The sequence below is a fragment of the Paenibacillus sp. FSL R5-0701 genome, assembly GCF_037973995.1.
In the GTDB taxonomy this organism is placed as follows: domain Bacteria; phylum Bacillota; class Bacilli; order Paenibacillales; family Paenibacillaceae; genus Paenibacillus.
Genome location: NZ_CP150230.1, coordinates 4,448,802 through 4,467,792, shown reverse-complemented (window position 1 = coordinate 4,467,792; position 18,991 = coordinate 4,448,802). Strand labels below are relative to the sequence as shown.

17 protein-coding genes and 1 other annotated feature are annotated in these 18,991 nt (G+C 46.2%); of the genes, 15 read left to right on the top strand and 2 right to left on the bottom strand.

Annotated features, from left to right (window positions below):
- The first annotated feature begins 106 nt into the window (after positions 1-106).
- Entirely contained in the window at positions 107-4,426 is a 4,320-nt protein-coding gene (locus MKZ13_RS19630) for a collagen-like repeat preface domain-containing protein (RefSeq protein ID WP_339177544.1), read from the top strand.
- A gap of 299 nt (positions 4,427-4,725) precedes the next feature.
- On the opposite strand, the gene serA is transcribed toward MKZ13_RS19630, so the two are convergent.
- Complete coding sequence (gene serA / locus MKZ13_RS19625) at positions 4,726-6,321, bottom strand: phosphoglycerate dehydrogenase (protein WP_047843574.1); 1,596 nt, start codon at positions 6,319-6,321, stop codon at positions 4,726-4,728.
- Between the two features lie 199 nt (positions 6,322-6,520).
- Positions 6,521-6,751: a binding site (T-box leader), on the bottom strand.
- A gap of 335 nt (positions 6,752-7,086) precedes the next feature.
- Between serA and MKZ13_RS19620 the strand changes: the two genes are divergently transcribed.
- The 3 genes from MKZ13_RS19620 (at position 7,087) to MKZ13_RS19610 (ending at position 8,956) form a co-directional block, all read left to right on the top strand.
- The gene (locus tag MKZ13_RS19620; RefSeq protein ID WP_036607728.1) at positions 7,087-7,680 is read left to right on the top strand and encodes a type II CAAX endopeptidase family protein; all 594 of its coding nucleotides are present in this window, start codon (positions 7,087-7,089) and stop codon (positions 7,678-7,680) included.
- Complete coding sequence (locus MKZ13_RS19615) at positions 7,677-8,129, top strand: hypothetical protein (protein WP_221820294.1); 453 nt, start codon at positions 7,677-7,679, stop codon at positions 8,127-8,129. Before MKZ13_RS19620 ends, MKZ13_RS19615 begins: the two co-directional genes overlap by 4 nt.
- A gap of 80 nt (positions 8,130-8,209) precedes the next feature.
- The gene (locus MKZ13_RS19610; RefSeq protein ID WP_339177540.1) at positions 8,210-8,956 is read left to right on the top strand and encodes a metallophosphoesterase; all 747 of its coding nucleotides are present in this window, start codon (positions 8,210-8,212) and stop codon (positions 8,954-8,956) included.
- Positions 8,957-9,001: 45 nt separating this feature from the next.
- Here MKZ13_RS19610 and MKZ13_RS19605 read toward each other — a convergent pair whose 3' ends face one another.
- Positions 9,002-9,898 carry a polysaccharide deacetylase family protein gene (locus MKZ13_RS19605; protein WP_339177538.1) on the bottom strand — a complete coding sequence of 299 codons (897 nt, stop codon included), beginning with the start codon at positions 9,896-9,898 and terminating at the stop codon, positions 9,002-9,004.
- A 94-nt stretch (positions 9,899-9,992) separates the two neighbouring features.
- Here MKZ13_RS19605 and MKZ13_RS19600 point away from each other — a divergent pair, with 94 nt between their 5' ends.
- The 11 genes from MKZ13_RS19600 to der all read left to right on the top strand — a co-directional run bounded on the left by MKZ13_RS19600 (position 9,993) and on the right by der (position 18,987).
- Entirely contained in the window at positions 9,993-10,346 is a 354-nt protein-coding gene (locus MKZ13_RS19600; RefSeq protein WP_339177536.1) for a hypothetical protein, read from the top strand.
- 187 nt (positions 10,347-10,533) lie between these two features.
- Positions 10,534-11,148: a genetic competence negative regulator gene (locus MKZ13_RS19595; RefSeq protein ID WP_339177534.1), complete on the top strand. Its 615-nt coding sequence runs from the start codon at positions 10,534-10,536 to the stop codon at positions 11,146-11,148.
- A 43-nt stretch (positions 11,149-11,191) separates the two neighbouring features.
- Positions 11,192-11,887 (top strand): glutamic-type intramembrane protease PrsW, encoded by a 696-nt coding sequence (prsW, locus tag MKZ13_RS19590; protein ID WP_237174690.1) that lies wholly within the window; start codon positions 11,192-11,194, stop codon positions 11,885-11,887.
- Positions 11,888-12,001: 114 nt separating this feature from the next.
- Positions 12,002-12,172, top strand: coding sequence for a hypothetical protein (locus MKZ13_RS19585; RefSeq protein ID WP_165980215.1), 171 nt, complete (start codon positions 12,002-12,004; stop codon positions 12,170-12,172).
- Positions 12,173-12,293: 121 nt separating this feature from the next.
- Positions 12,294-13,640: a germination protein YpeB gene (ypeB, locus tag MKZ13_RS19580; RefSeq protein WP_124116198.1), complete on the top strand. Its 1,347-nt coding sequence runs from the start codon at positions 12,294-12,296 to the stop codon at positions 13,638-13,640.
- Positions 13,641-13,788: 148 nt separating this feature from the next.
- Complete coding sequence (locus MKZ13_RS19575) at positions 13,789-14,442, top strand: flagellar brake domain-containing protein (RefSeq protein ID WP_076209903.1); 654 nt, start codon at positions 13,789-13,791, stop codon at positions 14,440-14,442.
- Positions 14,443-14,505: 63 nt separating this feature from the next.
- Complete coding sequence (locus MKZ13_RS19570) at positions 14,506-14,730, top strand: hypothetical protein (RefSeq protein WP_237174691.1); 225 nt, start codon at positions 14,506-14,508, stop codon at positions 14,728-14,730.
- Between the two features lie 103 nt (positions 14,731-14,833).
- Positions 14,834-15,538: a (d)CMP kinase gene (cmk, locus tag MKZ13_RS19565; RefSeq protein ID WP_339177531.1), complete on the top strand. Its 705-nt coding sequence runs from the start codon at positions 14,834-14,836 to the stop codon at positions 15,536-15,538.
- The gene (locus tag MKZ13_RS19560) at positions 15,535-16,122 is read left to right on the top strand and encodes a lysophospholipid acyltransferase family protein (protein ID WP_076209906.1); all 588 of its coding nucleotides are present in this window, start codon (positions 15,535-15,537) and stop codon (positions 16,120-16,122) included. The genes cmk and MKZ13_RS19560 overlap by 4 nt, the downstream gene beginning before the upstream one ends.
- 142 nt (positions 16,123-16,264) lie before the next feature.
- Positions 16,265-17,479: a 30S ribosomal protein S1 gene (gene rpsA, locus MKZ13_RS19555; RefSeq protein WP_339177529.1), complete on the top strand. Its 1,215-nt coding sequence runs from the start codon at positions 16,265-16,267 to the stop codon at positions 17,477-17,479.
- A 185-nt stretch (positions 17,480-17,664) separates the two neighbouring features.
- Positions 17,665-18,987 carry a ribosome biogenesis GTPase Der gene (der, locus tag MKZ13_RS19550; protein ID WP_076209907.1) on the top strand — a complete coding sequence of 441 codons (1,323 nt, stop codon included), beginning with the start codon at positions 17,665-17,667 and terminating at the stop codon, positions 18,985-18,987.
- The last annotated feature ends 4 nt before the right edge of the window (positions 18,988-18,991 follow it).

The following is an 18,991-nucleotide window of genomic DNA, read 5'->3' as shown; positions in this document are numbered from 1 at the left end:
AACATGAATGGTCTTTTTTTGACTAAAAAGAGTGTCCAAGATAATTTTCCTTCCTATGTTACATAAGCTTGAAAAGCGAGCAAGATAGAGGAGGATTGAGATAAGCATGTCCGATGATCGAAAAAGGGTCAATATTAAAGCTTTTCTGGACGGCAGATCTTTTAGAGCGGGCTCTCCGTTTATTCCAATAACTACAAGAGAACTGGAGGAGTTTGAATCCATACTGCGTTCTTTGGCTGTGGCTATTCCTGCTGCAATCAGTCAGCCGATTTCAGCCAATATAATGTCTTTGCAGAACGCATTACGCCAGTTACTTACTTTTGTGAATCAATCCGGATTTCGTGCGGGGGTAAAGGCAGAATTACAAGCCGTATTGGAATTAACGATTGCAGGTTCAGAGATTGTCCCTGTTCCTCTTATTAATCTCGCAGGTAACTTGCAGAACTTACTGGATGACTTGTTAAGTGTGACGTTGCTTCTTGAAGTACCACCTACAGAAAAAGATAAACTTGTGGGATTAATTCGATCAATCTCCATATCATTAGGCCGGGCGACGACAACTCTTGGAACTGGAGGGATTACCGGACCAGCTGGTCCACAGGGAGTGCCAGGAGTTCCGGGGGTACCCGGTGTCCCGGGAGTCCCTGGGGTGAAAGGGGCTACTGGTACACCTGGAGGAATTGGACCAGTAGGGCCGGTTGGCCCAGTCGGTCCACAGGGAGCACAGGGGCCGGCAGGAGCACCTGGTGTTGGCTTGAACAATATTACTGCATATGATCCTGCACTGGGACCAACTTATGCTCAAGGTCAAGTAGTAAGCTACGATGGCAGTCTTTATGTTGCCAATGTAAACGGTCCCTTGGGTACACCCGGAAGTTCTCCAGACTACACTCTTTTGCTGTCGGGTGGAACGACTGGAGCAACGGGAGCAACCGGAGGTGGTTTGACAGGAGCAGTAGCATTTAATCCAGCGCTCGCCCCGGGTTATCCAGCAGGTCAAGTCATTACGTATAATGGTAGTACTTACATTGCAAGTGTAGCTGGTCCTCTAGGAACACCGGGATCTTCATCGGATTACACATTAATCGCTGCTGCGGGGGCGACTGGTGTAACTGGAGCCACAGGTGCAGGATTAAGTGGCATCGTGCCATTCGATCCCGCATTAGCCCCAACATATCCAGCTGGACAGATCGTCACGTTTGGTGGCAGTACTTACATTACAAATCTCGCTTCGCCAACGGGTACGCCAGGAAGTTCTCCAGATTATACGTTGTTAGCAGGATCGGGAGTTACAGGTGCGACCGGAGCTACGGGCATCGGTCTCAATGGTGCAGTTCCGTTTGACCCTGCAGTAGCTCCAACGTACCCAGCAGGTCAGGTCGTTACCTTCAATGGCAGTACGTATATAACGACTGTGGCTTCTCCTACGGGTACGCCAGGTACTTCGCCAGACTATACATTGCTTGCAGGTGCAGGACCTACAGGAGCCACAGGTGCGTCAGGTGTAACGGGAACAACCGGGGCGGGATTGACAGGCCTAGTGCCATTTGATCCAGCCGTAGCCCCAACGTATCCAGCGGGTCAGGTCGTCACTTTCAATGGTAGTACGTATATTGCAAATGTGGCATCGCCAACCGGAACGCCTGGGACTTCACCGGATTACACGTTGCTTGCTGGAGCAGGAGCAACGGGAGTTACAGGAGTAACTGGAGTTGGAGTAACGGGAAGTACCGGAGCTATAGGAGCGTCTGGTCTTACAGGGTTGACTGGGGCGACGGGAATTACAGGAGCCACGGGTTTAAGCGTAACGGGATCAACAGGAGTAACTGGAGGAACCGGGGCAACTGGAGCGACAGGCGTAGGTTTGAGTGGCATTGTATCATTCGATCCAGCCGTAGCCCCAACGTATCCTGCAGGTCAAGTCGTAACGTTTAACGGTAGTACGTATATTGCAAATGTGGCATCTCCAACCGGAACGCCGGGGACTTCACCGGATTACACGTTGATTGCTGGCGCAGGAGCGACAGGTGTGACCGGTGCAACTGGAGTTGGAGTAACGGGAAGTACTGGTGAAACAGGAGCATCCGGCGTAACAGGAGCGACAGGCGTAGGTTTGAGTGGCATTGTACCATTCGATCCAGCCGTGGCCCCAACGTATCCTGCAGGTCAAGTCGTAACGTTTAACGGTAGTACGTATATTGCAAATGTGGCATCTCCAACCGGAACGCCGGGGACTTCACCGGATTACACGTTGATTGCTGGCGCAGGAGCGACAGGTGTGACCGGTGCAACTGGAGTTGGAGTAACGGGAAGTACTGGTGAAACAGGAGCGACTGGTCTTACAGGGTTAACCGGGGCGACGGGAATTACAGGAGCCACGGGATTAAGCGTAACAGGAGTAACTGGAGGAACTGGGGCAACTGGTGAAACAGGAGCGACTGGTCTTGTAGGGTTGACTGGGGCGACGGGAATTACAGGAGCCACAGGATTAAGCGTAACGGGATCAACAGGAGTGACTGGAGGAACCGGGGCAACTGGTGAAACGGGAGCGACAGGCGTAGGTTTGAGTGGCATTGTACCATTCGATCCAGCCGTAGCCCCAACGTATCCAGCGGGTCAAGTCGTAACGTTCAACGGCAGTACGTATATTGCAAATGTGGCATCGCCAACCGGAACGCCGGGGACTTCACCGGATTACACGTTGCTTGCGGGCGCAGGAGCGACAGGTGTGACCGGTACAACTGGAGTTGGAGTTACAGGAAGTACGGGTGAAACCGGAGCGACTGGTCTTACAGGGTTGACCGGGGAAACTGGAATTACAGGAGCTACAGGATTAAGCGTAACGGGATCAACAGGAGTAACTGGAGGAACCGGGGCAACTGGTGAAACGGGAGCGACAGGCGTAGGTTTGAGTGGCATTGTACCATTCGATCCAGCCGTAGCCCCAACGTATCCAGCGGGTCAAGTAGTAACGTTCAACGGCAGTACGTATATTGCGAATGCGGCATCGCCAACCGGAACGCCGGGGACTTCACCAGATTACACGTTGATCGCTGGAGCAGGAGCGACAGGTGTGACAGGAGCAACCGGCATTGGAGTTACAGGAAGTACTGGTGAAACCGGAGCGACTGGTGTTGCGGGGCTAACCGGGGCAACTGGAATTACAGGAGCCACAGGATTAAGCGTAACGGGATCAACAGGAGTAACTGGAGGAACTGGAGGAACTGGGGCAACTGGTGAGACAGGAGCGACTGGTGTTACAGGGTTGACTGGGGCGACGGGGATCACAGGAGCCACGGGATTAAGCGTAACAGGTATTACTGGAGCTACAGGTGAAACAGGAGCCACAGGTATAACCGGAGCCACGGGAGTCGGCATAACGGGAAGCACCGGGGTAACTGGTATCACTGGGGGAACAGGAGCCACAGGTATAACCGGAGCCACGGGAGTTGGCGTAACGGGAAGCACCGGGGTAACTGGTATCACAGGGGAAACCGGAGCGACAGGTATAACGGGAGCCACGGGAGCCGGCATAACGGGAAGCATCGGGGTGACTGGTATCACAGGGGAAACCGGAGCGACAGGTATAACGGGAGCCACAGGAGTCGGCATAACGGGAAGCACCGGGGTAACTGGTGTCACTGGGGGAACAGGAGCGACAGGTATAACCGGAGCCACGGGAGTCGGTGTAACAGGAAGTACCGGAGCAACTGGTGTTACGGGGGAAAGCGGAGCGACAGGTATAACGGGAGCAACGGGAATCGGCGTAACGGGGAGTACCGGGGCAACTGGTGCGACGGGGGAAACCGGAGCAACGGGAAGTACCGGGCCAACTGGTGTCACTGGGGAAACAGGGGCCACAGGTATAACGGGAGCTACGGGAGTTGGCCTAACGGGAAGCACCGGAGCAACTGGTGCGACTGGGGGAACAGGAGCTACAGGAGCCACGGGAGTGGGCTTAACCGGAAGTACCGGAAGTACCGGAAGTACCGGAGTAACCGGAGCAACAGGTGCAACTGGAACATCTGTAACATCTAACTCGGCTTTTGCTGAGAACACTAATGGTACGATTGTTGTAATATTGGGTGGTACACTCGTTCCATTACCGAATAACCAAAATATTGGCACAGGTATAACCGTCAATGGGGCTAATGACACCTTCACACTGACCAACGCAGGTCGTTACTACATCTCATACAAAATAAGTCTGACAGCTGCACTTGCTATCCAATCTCGGGTTTTACTTAACGGTACAGCTATTCCAGCGAGTGTAGTATCTCCAGTACTTTCTCTCAGTCAGCTGCAGTCGGACTTTATGATTACCGTTACCGCTGGTTCAACAATACAGTTACAATTACTCGGGCTCGTTGGCACAGCTATTCTTTCTCCTCCGGGATCTACACTAAACATTATTCAGTTAAGTTAATAGTTCGATAATGTATTAAGACTATTTCCCTAATAGGCAAAAGAAGCGGAACTCATATGAGATTGGTGCATTTGATTCTCGAGAAACCCAGATCAATTTAAGATCTTGGGTTTCTCTTTCTTTCCAGGTAGTAGTGGTCAATCCTACATTAGATGTTTGGGACGACCGAAAGAGTCAGTTCCGCACGGCCAGAAGTAAAATTAATTTTAAAATTGAAATGAATACGCAATTTACTTAGCGACAAAAAAGACGGAACCACAAGGGTCCCGTCTCTTCTTATACATTTAAAAATATTTTGATTATTCCAGAACAATTTCAACAGCAGTATTGATTTCTGGCAGCGCAGCAAGCTGCACAAGCACATCTTTTGGAACAGCTTTATCTACGGTCAGAATCATGATCGCTGCACCACCAATAATTTTACGTCCAACTTGCATGGATGCGATGTTGACATCGTTTTGTCCAAGTAGGGTTCCTACACGCCCGATAATACCTGGTTTATCATTATGTGAGATCAAAATTTGATGACTTTCCGGAGCGATATCTACCGGGAATTTGTCCAGACGAACAATACGTTCTCCATAACCTGCAAGCAATGTACCTGCTACACGGCGTTCCTCAGCATCCTGAGTTGTAACCAATGTTACGGTAATCAGGTTAGTAAATCCTTTAGTTGTTGAGGTTTGGCTTACAACCACATTCAGATCACGGATTTTGGCCAGATGCATGGAGTTAACGATGTTGGCTTCCCCACCCAAATGTCTGGCGAGAATCCCTTTCACAATGTAACGTGTGAGAGGAGAAGTATCTACTTCAGAAAGTTCACCAGCATAGTCGATCCGAATCTCCTGCACTGCATTTTGTGTAATCTGTGCTGCAAAACTACCCAACGTTTCACCCAATTTGAAATACGGCTGCAATTTGTTCATCACGGTTGGTGCAACAGCCGGCATGTTAACTGCGTTCTTGAACGGTTCATTGCGCAGAATATGAAGAACTTGTTCCGATACATCGATAGCCACGTTCTCTTGTGCTTCTACTGTGGATGCACCAAGGTGAGGCGTAACGATAATGCTTGGGTGATTCAGGAACGGGTGATCAGCGGCTGGCGGCTCGCTTTCAAATACGTCAAATGCTGCACCAGCAACAATACCTTGATCAATGGCTTCCACAAGTGCCATCTCGTCAACTACACCACCACGGGCACAGTTGATGATACGCATGCCTTTTTTCATCACTTCGAATTGTGGACGTGAAATCATATGCCGTGTTTCCGGTGTTAATGGCGTGTGAACGGTCATGAAGTCCGCATTGCGAATGATATCATCTACACTAGCAAGTTTCACTTGCAGCTTCTCGGCACGCTCCTCCGTCAGGAACGGGTCGTAAGCAAGAATGTCCATTCCGAATGCTTTGGCGCGCTTGGCAACTTCACTACCGATCCGTCCCATACCCAGTACACCGAGCGTTTTATTTCTTAATTCCACACCCAGGAAGGTTTTACGATCCCACGTACCCTGAATTGTTTTGGCGTAGGCCTGAGGAATGTGTCGTGCCAATGCCATCATCATGGCAAACGTGTGCTCACAGGTTGTGATGGTATTGCCATCAGGTGCATTAATAACGATAATACCGCGCTGTGTAGCAGCTTCCAGATCAATGTTATCTACACCAACACCTGCACGTCCGATCACCTTAAGGTTGGTACCAGCTGTCATAATACGATCTGTAACACGAGTCTGGCTGCGAACCAAGAGAGCATCATAATCACCAATAATGGCAACAAGTTCATCTTCACTAAGACCGGTTTTCTTCTCAACAACAACATCATTTGCATCCACCAGTTGCTGGATTCCCAGATCACTGATTGGGTCCGACACTAACACTTTGTACATGGTTTCTTCCTCCTTAGGTATGTGTATCTATATCGTCAAGGTCTGACCTCAGCGAAGAGGTATTCCTTAAAACCAGGTTGATTCTTCCGCCCAACAACGCGGTGTCGCAACAGAGGGGGAAGGTGAAGCAAATAGAGTGATCCCACAGATATCCTTTAAAATAAATCAAAAAACTCTCAATCCACATACTGCTTGCGCAATAAGGGACGAGAGTTGTCGTGGTACCACCCTAATTCACCGCCGTTTCGCAACGACAGTCTTAGCGGTCAATGAAGACCGAAGAGGATAACGGGTCTAAACCGATTGCACCTACTCCAATTTCAATGCAATAACTCAGGAGCGCTCAAGACCATTTGCCTGCCACCGATTCACACCTACCATCGGCTCTCTGTAAGACGAAGCAACGTCTTTTTTCCATCATCGTGTTTAACGTGACTAATTTTTTCATAATGTATCATGGCTGACATGAGCATGTCAATAGGCTTAAATGTTTTAAAATGTTTTGCAGATGTCTTTAGATTCACACATAAACAGAGTCACCATAAGTAATACCATAGTTAATATACCTACCACAAGAAGATGGAAAGTAAGCTGTTTGATGAACTGGATTTTACTGCTTTAATGAAGTAATGGCATGGATATAAAAGCAGGACTTGGGGCAGGTCTTGAACCTAATTGGTTTTTTGGCTATCATTTAGTATACTATCCGATTGGACAACGTAATTGTTATCCATCAAATTTAACTCAAGAGGACAGACACATCCGATGAAAAAATTCAAGTTTCCCAAGTTCAAGATTCAGAAGGCTGAGCCACAGCAGCTTACCGAGCGTTTGCTTTTAATCAATCTATACTTTACACAAGGTCTGACACTGATTATCGGAGTTGTGTGGATCTTATTGCAGAAACGAAACTTGTTAGATGTACTCGCATGGCCTGACAATTACCAATTTATATGGTGGGGTCTTGGTCTTGCAGGAATTATGCTTGTTATGGACTTGGTACTGTCGTATGTTATACCTCAGGAAAGCATGGATGACGGTGGAATTAACGAGATGCTGTTCCGTGGGCGTCCGATCTGGCACATTGTATGCATAGCAGCCATTGTTGCAGTGTGTGAGGAGTTATTATTCCGTGGAGCCATCCAACATGCCATCGGTCCTTACTGGACAAGTATTTTATTCGCAGTTATCCATATTCGTTATTTGCGCCACTGGATTCCAACAGGCTGGGTGTTTGTCTCAAGTTATGGATTGGGTTGGATTTACTTGCAGTCCGGCACATTATGGGCGCCTATATTATGTCACTTTATTATTGATTTGGTGTCCGGATTAGCGATACGTTTTCGGAGGGGATCATGAATCAGCCATTAAGTAGAATGAAGACATATGGCAGTCAGCGCCATCGTCAATCGGATAAAAAAGAGAAATCCGAGCGTCAGGTGGCTTCTCAAGTAAGCATCGTTGCTGAAACGGCAGCAGCTGCTGAGGTTGGCGGAATCACACCAATTACTTCCGTTTCTTTACCTAGATCACAGCGCAAGCCCTATACAGAAAAGCTGGAAAGTCCAGTACTTCCTCAAAGGGCACCATCACGCTCCAAAAAAACGTCAACATCAACGGAAGAATCGATCCCCGAAGCGGGTTCGCTTCCTACACGAACAGAATTGCATCCTTCACGTCGGTTAAAATTGAGCAAAAGGTTTGTCAATTCACTCATTTTTATTTTTGTCATGTTAACGATTAGTCTGGTTTGGTGGGGGGTTGAAGGGGCACCCGCTCTGAATACGTTCCTTCCCTTGCCGTGGTAATGCTTTTACTCACAGGTTTTATTATTTTGATGGGAGTTTTACTATTTTTTCATATGTGGCGTGAAGCCCGCGTTCATCAAATGATTGAAGAAGAGGTTGAAGTGCCTCATCTGCCAACATCCTTTGACGGGGCTAAGATTTTGTATGTATCCGACACGCACAAGCGCAAGCTGAACCAGAAGGATCTGGAAAACGTTAAAAACAAGGTGGACTGGGTTCTCATCGGCGGGGATGTTGCGGAAAAAGGAATTTCATGGTCTCTAGTTAGACATAACATGAAAATTTTATCGAACATTGCTCCTTCATTTACGGTGTATGGCAACCATGACAAGAGGGCTGGTACCGCTCAACTTGCGCGAATTCTTCGGGAATCGGACGTTAAACTCCTGCAGGATAATGTGGAATATCTGCAAAGGGGCAATGACAGACTGAGTCTGATCGGCATAGACTACCGTTCCAAACAGGGCGATGTATTACTACAGCAGATCGGTAACCGTTTTTGCAAAATTGCTATCGTTCATGATCCTTTGCAGGCCCTTCGCTTGGAAGAAAATGCAGATCTTATTTTAAGCGGTCATACACATGGCGGACAATTGGTTGTACCATTTTTCGGACCTGTGTTCCTTGGAAAATCGTATCGTCCCGTATCGAATGGGTGGTACTCCCTGAAGCGAAGTCCGGAGGACATTCACCAAGGAGGCAAAATGCTTGTTAGCAGAGGATACGGTACAAATCATCTTCCTCTCCGACTAGGTTGTCCTGCGGAGATGCATATGATCACGTTAAGAGTGCCCGCGGAAAAAGCACTCACAGCGAAACAGCCTTGATCCATTGGATCAAGGCTGTTTTATTTTAATGCACAAGATTACAATTTAACGAGCTTCCAATTCAATTGTACGCGGATCAACAAAGGAATAGCCTTTCTTCTCGAGCTTGGTCAGCAATTCATCCAATGCTTCAACCGTCCATGGCAACTCGTGCATCAAAATATTGCTTCCGGGATTTAACTGGTCCAGTACATTTTGGATGACTTTTTCCGGTTTGTCTTTGGTGCTTTTATCCCAATCGAGCGAACCATTAGACCAAGTCATATATAACATGCCATTTTTCTTCACAGCAGCCTTCAGTGCATCATTTCCCGAACCAAAAGGTGGACGGAAGAATTGCGGTTCCACACCAATGGTATCCTTCACTATTTTTTGGACATCTGTAACCTGTTTTGCCGCCTCAGCGTTGGACATTTTTTTGAGATCCTCATGATCCCAGGCATGATTGCCTACAATCTGACCCCGTTCATGTATGAGTTTGAGCAATTCCGGATGGCTTTTCACCCGATATCCATTGACGAAAAATATCGCTTTAGCGTTATGTTTATCTAAAGTGTCGATCAGTGAAGTAATCATTTTTTCTTCTTTGGGTCCATCATCAAAAGTTAACAAGACGACCTTGTTTGGGCTCGCTTCATCGTTTGGTTTAATATAATAATTTTCATTCATGTGATACGTCTTTTCCACTTTCTCTTCTGTAGAAACCTTCTCCGAAGATTCAGGTTTTTCTTCATTCGCAGTTGAATCTTCCGTTGAAGGCTCGGGTACACCAGTTCCGGGTTTTCCTGTTTCAGCTGGGTTAGAGTTACCTTGCTCTCCTTGAACCGTGGTAGTTGATTCGCCCGCTGGTGCGGAAGTATCAGATGTATTTTCTTCCGCTGTCCCACAAGCTGACAGCAGCAAACTTGCAGCAATGATCAATGCGGCTGTATGTCTGAACATGATTTCAACTCACTTTCCTGTATTTATACGGAATGAGATCGCTCACTACCGCAAACACTAAATATGATTTTAACACTTGAAGGAGGTTGGTGAAATGAAGACGTCATCCTTTTTTTGGGGCATTGTCATTGGTGTTGCAGCCAGTTCATGGCTGTCCAAAGGCAAATTGCCCATGATGTCATCGGGTTCATCACGTAACATGATGGATCAGGCAAAACATAAGATGATGGAAATGACTTTCCCGGGTATGGACGGGTTCACAAGCAAGCAAAATCAACATGGTGAATCCCACAAAAATCCGGCAGCAAAGACCGCAAGAGTAATCACACCGCAGGAAAAAGAAGCGAATATGAGTATGCTCAAAGATTTTATTCGCACCAATCCGGATGTGAAGCATGAAGTTGAGCAAATTTTAAGTCAAACAAACACAACAGTACCGGGTTTATAAACCAAAACCTCCAATTAGAATCATCCACAGTCTAGATTGGCTGTGGAATGATTCTTTTTTTGTCGATTTTACTTCGTGCATTTAGAGGTATAAAATGATAACATAACTACATAGATTTATTTTCAGCACATATTGTTTTGTGCTTCATAATCTGTTATAAGACTTGCTTATAAAGGGGAGATCCTGTATGAAAATAGAACGACTAAGTCACGATAAGATACGGATTTTCCTGACCTTTGACGATCTGAGCGAGCGCGGAATACAAAAAGAAGATATGTGGCAGGAAATACCTAAGGTTCATGAACTGTTCACTGAAATGATGGATCAGGCCTATTCCGAACTTGGATTTGATGCCACAGGTCCACTCGCTGTCGAAGTATTCGCACTTCCCGCTCAAGGGATGGTTGTCATTGTCACACGAGGAAAATATGATCCGCAACAATATGGTTCAGGTCATGAAGATGATCTTCCTGAAGAAGTATATGAAATGGAAGTTACACTCGAGCAAAGCGATTCCATCGTTTATGCATTCAAGGACTTTGAAGTGCTCATTGAAGCTGCACATATGTTGCGTCAGCATGTTACGGATGCTGGGAGACTTTATTCTTATAAAGACAAGTGGTTCTTGCATTTGGAGCCAGATGAGGTAGATACCACCAAACATGCGGCATTGATTGCCTTGCTTGCTGAGTTTGGCGAAGGCTCCTCAGTTACTCCGGCAGTTATGGAAGAGTATGGTAAGGTTGTTATTCCTGCACAAGCGATTGATGTTATCTGCACCCACTTCAAACGCCAGGATTAATCTCTAGTTGTAATCGCGTCTTTAGTCAGAGGAGGGAATTTCGGTGCTTTTGTTTTCGGTCTTAGCGGCAGCAGTTGCTCCGGGTCTCGCCTTGTTAACATACTTTTACCTGAAAGACCGTTATGATTATGAGCCACTTCATATGGTATTGCGGGTTTTCCTCATGGGAATTCTGATGGTACTGCCTGTGATGATTATTCAGCGTGGCATGATGATATGGCTCGGGGATAATCCTTATCTTGAGGCCATTATGATCTCAGGTGGTGTGGAGGAATTCGTTAAATGGTTCGTACTTTATCATATCATCTATAATCACACCGAATTTGATGAGCCGTATGACGGGATCTTATATGCAGTCGCTGTTTCACTTGGATTTGCCACTGTTGAGAATGTGTTGTATGCCTTTGCGGGGAATGCATCCGTCTCAGCCATGTTCCTTCGGGCACTGCTCCCTGTTTCAGGGCACGCTATGTTTGCGGTAATCATGGGTTATTATATGGGTAAAGCCAAGTTTATCGGTGGTAAGAAAAAGCGGTGGTATCTGGTTCTTTCTCTGGTATTACCTTTTTTCTGGCATGCATTGTACGATGTCATCATGAACACCATGGTGAATCATTGGTTGTGGTTTATAGCGCCGCTAATGGCGGGCCTGTGGTATGGGGCAATGGGTAAAATCACACGAGCTAATAACCGTTCTCCTTTTCGTTTTGTGAAGCGGGAGGAAGAGGTTAAATTATAAAAATAGGGACACACTGGTGGACATAAAGCGCATATTGCGCCTATGGCTCCGGTGTGTTTTTATTTTTACAGATAAACTCCCGGGGAATGACCAACAGAAACGGAGATCGTTGTGATGAGAATTAAAATTAAAATCAGATGCAAACAATGCGGTGAACGATTTACATTACGAGGCAAGAAAGAACGGGGCCGGATTGAGACGGGATTCAAGCAGTGCCTCTGTGATAACAGAGACCAGTTCGAAATTGAAGAAGAGGGCATGGCAACTGGGATTCAGTTGAATTAAAAGGAGGACCCAAACAGTACTTTAGCAGCCTGCTTGTGTAAGGACTGGAAATCGCATGCATAAGAGATCTTTCTTCGATCCACAATAGAGGTAGTGGTTTAGAAGAAAGGAGACTCTACCGATGTATAAACGATTAAGTTCAGTTATGTTTCCGATATTTGCGGTTCTGCTGGTCGGTGCGCTCGTGTGGGGCTATCAGGAGAATCAGGAGAAGAATGCAATTCTGATTAAGGCAGAGAATCAATATCAGCGTGCCTTTCACGATTTATCTTTTCATATGGACAAATTGCATTCGGAGATTGGAAATACCTTGGCGGTTCACTCTACATCACAGGGGATGCATCGCAAAGGTCTGATGAATGTATGGCGACTCACCAGTGAAGCGCAGAATGAAATCAACCAACTGCCACTCACCATGCTGCCATTTAACGAGACAGAGGAGTTTCTCTCACGTATTTCCAACTTTGCCTACCGGGCGTCGATGCGTGATTTGACGAACGAACCGCTAAGTGAGAAGGAAATGGGCAACCTGAAAAAGCTGTATCAGAATTCATCCGAGATTACCAAGAATCTGCAAGATGTGCAGCAGAAAGTGTTGACGGACCGATTGCGCTGGATGGATGCAGAGACTGCCATGGCAACACAAGAGCAAACCATGGACAACACGATCGTTGATGGTTTTCGTACTGTGAACAAAAAGGTACAGGAATACCCGGAGCTTGATTGGGGTCCTTCCGTATCCAATATCTATGCAAAACGATCAGTCAAGAAACTGGGCGGTTTGCCGGTGACCAAAGAACAGATCCAGAGCAAGGCTGCAAAATTTTCTGATGCGGATCGTAGCAAAATCCAAGTGCAGGAGAACGGCAAAGGAACAGACTGGGAGTCCTACACTGCGACGATTGATCATGCCAACAATGGCAAACTGATGATGGATTTCACCCGTAATGGCGGAATGCTGATCTCTTACAGTGATACGCGTCCAATCGGAACCAAAAAAGTGTCTCGTCAGAATGCCATGGCTAAAGCAGATCAATTCCTAATGAACAAAGGTTATAAGGATATGAAGGCCGTAAACTACGATGAATATGGTAATCTGGGTAACCTTACTTATGTACGTAAGCAAGGAGACACTTTGATCTATCCTGAGAAAATGTCAGTTCGTGTAGGTTTGGATACAGGTGAAGTAACCGGCTTCCAGGCGAGTGACTTTGTCTACGAACATAATGACAAGCGCAAAATTCCGAAAGCAACTCTTACGGAGCAACAGGCGCGGAAAAAGCTTAACTCGGAGTTCGAAGAAAATTATGTTCGCAAATCCCTGATTGAGAATGATTACAGCAAAGAAGTATTGTGTTATGAATTCGGAGGGAAAATTAACGGTTCTCGTTACCGGATATACATTAATGCAAATACAGGAATGGAAGAAGCGGTTGAAGAGATCAAACCGGTCAATGCAACCTCATAAAAAGATGGATAATCTGAATTTTAAGCTGAGCGAATAACTGCGGCAGACCACGATGTGGTCTGTTTTTTTCTTGTTCAATGTGAGAAAGGTCATGGTATAATAGTCCTCGTACATACGAAGATAAATACATAAAGTGGCGGTGAACAGCTTGTTTCCTAAAATAAATGAAATTTTATACATCCAGATTGCTTCTGCAGATGAAAAAGAGGAACACAAAGAATACAAATCACGCATTGCAGATATGGATGACACCAGTTTTCTGATTGAGGTCCCGATGCAACAAGGAAGCAGCCGTCTGAAAAGGCTCTTTTTCGGAGAGGAATTGTCGATTTCATATATTACGGAGGATGGAGTCCGTCATTATTTTAATACCTATGTCACGGGATTTGAGGAAGATGTGGTCCGTCTTGTCCGTATCCGCAAACCGCTTCCGAGCGATATATCCAAAATACAACGGCGCAGCTTTCTTCGTGTTCACGCAAATCTCGAACTGGCCATCCAGAGTGAAGATCTGACCCGTGCCGTCGGATTGACTGAAGATATTGGTGGCGGTGGATTGTCCATCTACGGCGAAACAGGGTTTTCAATAGCTGAAGGTCAAAAATTGAAATGCTGGTTGCTGGTTCCCTACCGGAATTCAACCATTGAACATGTGAATTTTGAAGCTGAAGTTGTGCGGATCAAAACTCTGGAAACCGGCAGACAGCTATGCATGCTGAAGTTTGTGCAGATTTCAGATTCGGAGCGCCAAAAAATTATCAAGTTTTGTTTTGAACGGCAACTTGACTATCGCACAAAATAGGAATGTTGTGGCATAAGAAGAGGGAACTGCGGGTACCGTAATGAAAAAAACGGAGGTATTGCCTTGAATCATCGTCATGCAACCCGCAGATATGAACGACTTTATTATGTTTTCTCCAGGCGAATGGAACGAAAGGTTACGATTCTGATTACAGCCCTTCTAATCCTGCTTGTGGTATATCAATTGCTGCTGTTGGTACCAGGCTTCAAAAAGAATTTGACCACCATTGACCGCCTGGAAGGAACGCCAATTGAAGTGCAAACGGTGAATGATTACAAACGTCGTTGATTTGTCTGTTTTTGCATCCATGTGTAGAGTGTGGTATAATTTTCACGATGCAGGCAATGCCTGTTTTTTTATTGAGGTTTATCGTTTGAGGAGGAATGCCCCGTTGGCAAGCCAGAACACATCAGAGAACGGGAAAATGAACGTTGCAATTGACGGACCTGCCGGTGCCGGGAAAAGCACGGTGGCCCGATTGGTTGCAGAGGCGCTCGCGTATGTATACGTCGATACAGGCGCAATGTACCGTGCGGTAACCTTGCACATGCTTCGGAAAGATATTGCGCCGGAAGAAGTGGTACAGGTACTTCAGGAAGCCCAAAAGCTGGTCATTGATTTACAACCGGATCCCGACGGACAGAAAGTGTTCTGTAATGGGGAAGAAGTAACCTCGGAAATCCGCTCCCGTGAAGTGACGGGAATCGTGTCCCGATATGCGCAAATCGAGGGGCTGCGTACGCAATTAGTGGATACTCAGCGGCAAATGGCTTTGCGCAAGGGCGTCGTCATGGATGGACGCGATATCGGAACGACAGTACTGCCCGATGCGGAAGTGAAAATCTTTGTGACTGCCAGTGTCGAAGAGCGTGCGCTTCGCCGCTTCAAAGAACTGGACCCCTCTGATGGACTGACGTTGCAACAGCTGGAGCGAGACATTGCCACCCGTGACAGATTGGATGAGAATCGGGAAATTTCCCCATTGCGTTGTGCTGAGGATGCTATCGTCCTTGATACAACGGAGATGAACATTCATGAAGTGGTTGACAAAATCGTATCTTATTGCACAATGGTCAGAGGAGAGATCGGTCTATGATTTACACATTTTGCAGCACATTACTGCGGATCATTTATACCATTCTTTTCCGCTTGGAGGCCGTTGGACGGGAGAATATTCCGAAAGAAGGCGGCGTACTTTTATGTTCCAATCATATTAGTAACTTCGATCCTCCAACCGTTGGTATCAAAATTCGCCGTCAGGTGCGTTTCATGGCCAAAAGCGAATTGTTTGACATTCCGGTACTCGGCCGAATTATTAAAGCCGTGGGTGCTTTCCCCGTTAAACGTGGAGGTGTCAGCAAGGAATCCATCAAAACCTCACTCAATATTTTGCGTGATGGTCAAGTGCTTGGAATCTTCCCCTCGGGAAGCCGTCACAATGATGGAGGTATCGGCAAAAAAGGGGCAGCGAGTTTTGCTCTCCGCAGTGGCGCTACAGTTATTCCTACTGCTATTATCGGTAACTACAAAGTTTTTCGTAAGATGAAAGTTGTATATGGAGCACCAGTAAGTTTGGACGAGTTCAAGGAAGACCCATCTGGAGAAGCTCTGGAGAAGGCGACTGAAAAGATTATGTCCAAGATTAACGAAATGGTGCAAACGGGCGTGCCAAGCAAGTAATGGCTTCGTCGGTAGCTGAGTGCATGTTTCCATATTTTTGAGGGAGACTAAAGCTTGAGCACTCAGTGATGAAAGTGTTTTGAACTCTGCTACAGGCAGGTTTGAATATAATGGGGTTTTTGAATTGAGGAGGGTATTTGACATGTCGGAAGAAATGAAAAATCAAGAAGCAACCCAAGATGAGTTGGATCAATTCGTTTCCTTGAAAAAAGGAGATACCGTAAAAGGAACCATCGTCAAATTGGAAGATAACCAAGCCTATGTGAGCATTGGATATAAATATGACGGTGTCATTCCAATTCGTGAACTGTCTTCATTACATGTTGACAGCGCGTCTGACGCAGTAGAAGTTGGACAAGAAGTTGAAGCTAGAGTTCTTAGCATCGACGACGAGAAAGAAAAACTCGTTCTGTCCAAACGTGCAATCGACAGCGAAAACGCATGGGATCAATTGCAAAAGCATTTTGAAGACCAAGACGTATTCGAAGTTGTTGTAGGTGATGTTGTTAAAGGCGGTCTGGTAGCAGACGTGGGCGTACGTGGATTTATCCCGGCTTCCATGGTTGAACGCCATTTCGTTGAAGACTTCAGCGACTACAAAGGACGCACACTGCGTGTTAAAGTGAAAGAGATCGACCGTGAGAACAACAAAGTGATCCTTTCCCAAAAAGACGTACTGGAGCAAGAATTCGAAGCAAACAAAGCTACAGTAATGGCTGGTTTGCAAGAAGGTCAAGTAATCGAAGGTACAGTACAACGTTTGACTCAATTCGGTGCATTCGTTGATGTGGGCGGAGTTGACGGTTTGGTTCACGTATCCGAGCTGGCTTGGACACACGTTGAAAAACCATCCGATGTACTGTCTGAAGGTGATAAAGTTAGTGTGAAAGTGCTGAAAGTTGACCCTGAAAAAGGTAAAATCAGCCTGAGCATGAAAGCTGTTCAACCAGGTCCTTGGGAAACAGCAAGCGAAAAATTCAATTCCAGCGATATCGTAACAGGTGTTGTAAAACGTCTGGTAGACTTCGGTGCATTTGTTGAAATCGCTCCTGGTGTTGAAGGACTTGTGCATATCTCGCAAATCTCTCACAAACACATCGGCACTCCTCATGAAGTGCTGAAAGAAGGACAGGAAGTTCAGGTTAAAATCTTGGACATGAACCCTTCTGAGCAACGTGTAAGCTTGAGCATCAAAGAAACAGAAGAAGCTCCAGCTCAACCACAAAAATCAGAAAGACCTTCAAGAAACAATGCTCCGCGTGAAGAAATTAACAATCCAAACGTTTCCTTGAACAATCAAGGTATGAGCACTACGCTTGGCGAACTGTTTGGAGACAAACTCAGCAAATTCAAATAAGTTAACAATGCATGGTTCTAAGTTATATACTGCATATTTTGCTGAATAACAAAAGCAAGATCGGCGAGCCCAAGGCGGGTTCGCCGATTGTTTTTATTGCGAGTAATTTGGCATGAAACGTTAGCCAAGACATATCTTTTTTGCTATGATGAGTATCGTAAGTATGGACAGGAGGAGTGGAATGTATGGCAAGACCCGTTGTGGCAATTGTCGGACGACCGAACGTGGGTAAATCCACCATTTTCAATCGGATCATCGGCGACAGACTGGCCATTGTGGAAGACAAGCCGGGCATTACCCGTGACCGCATATATGGAATCGGTGAATGGAACGGTAAACCATTTAGTATCATTGATACAGGTGGTATCGAAATTGATGGTGAAGATGTAATCTTAAAATCGATTCGGATGCAAGCAGAGCTCGCTATTGAAGAAGCGGATGTTATTGTATTCATGTGTGATGCAAAAGCAGGTATTACGCAATCGGATGAAGAGGTAGCAGAGATGCTCTACCGCTCAGGCAAGCCTATTGTTGTAGCCGTTAACAAAGTGGATAATATCGGACGAAGTGAGCTCATTTATGAGTTTTATGGATTTGGTTTCGGTGATCCTATCGGCGTATCCGGAAGTCACGGTACAGGTGTAGGTGATTTGCTTGATGCAATTGTGGAGAAGCTGCCAGAACTTGAGGAAGAGACTTACGATGAAGATGTCATTCGTGTAGCTCTGATCGGACGTCCTAATGTGGGTAAATCTTCACTGGTGAACGCTATTCTGGGTGAAGAGCGTGTCATTGTAAGTGACGTGGCTGGAACGACCCGGGATGCAATTGATACACCTTTTGAAAAAGACGGCCAACGTTACGTGCTGATTGATACAGCAGGTATGCGTAAGCGTGGTAAAGTATATGAAACAACTGAGAAATACAGTGTAATGCGTGCGATGCGTGCGATTGAGCGTGCAGATGTTGTTCTGATTGTCATTAATGGTGAAGAAGGCATTATTGAACAGGACAAGCATATTGCAGGATATGCATTCGAAGCGGGTAAAGCGTCATTGTTTGTTGTGAACAAATGGGACGTGGTAGAGAAGCATGACAAGACGATGAAAGAGTTTGAGAGAAAAATTCGGGATCACTTCCTATTTATGACTTATGCTCCGGTCGTATTTTTGTCGGCTCTCACAAAACAACGCTTACAAAAACTGTTGCCGGTTGTGCAACGTGTAGCAGAGCAACACTCGTTACGTGTGCAGACACATCTGCTTAACGATGTGGTGTCTGATGCGGTTGCCATTAATCCTCCGCCAACAGATAAAGGACGGAGAATGAGAATTAACTATGTGACTCAGGTTGCAGTTAAACCGCCGACCATGGTTATTTTTGTGAACGATCCTGAGTTGATGCACTTCTCATATGAGCGCTATCTGGAGAATAAAATCCGTGCAGCGTTTGATTTCGAAGGAACACCAATTCGCATATTTACTCGGAAGAAGTCCGACGAAAGTTAGGGGA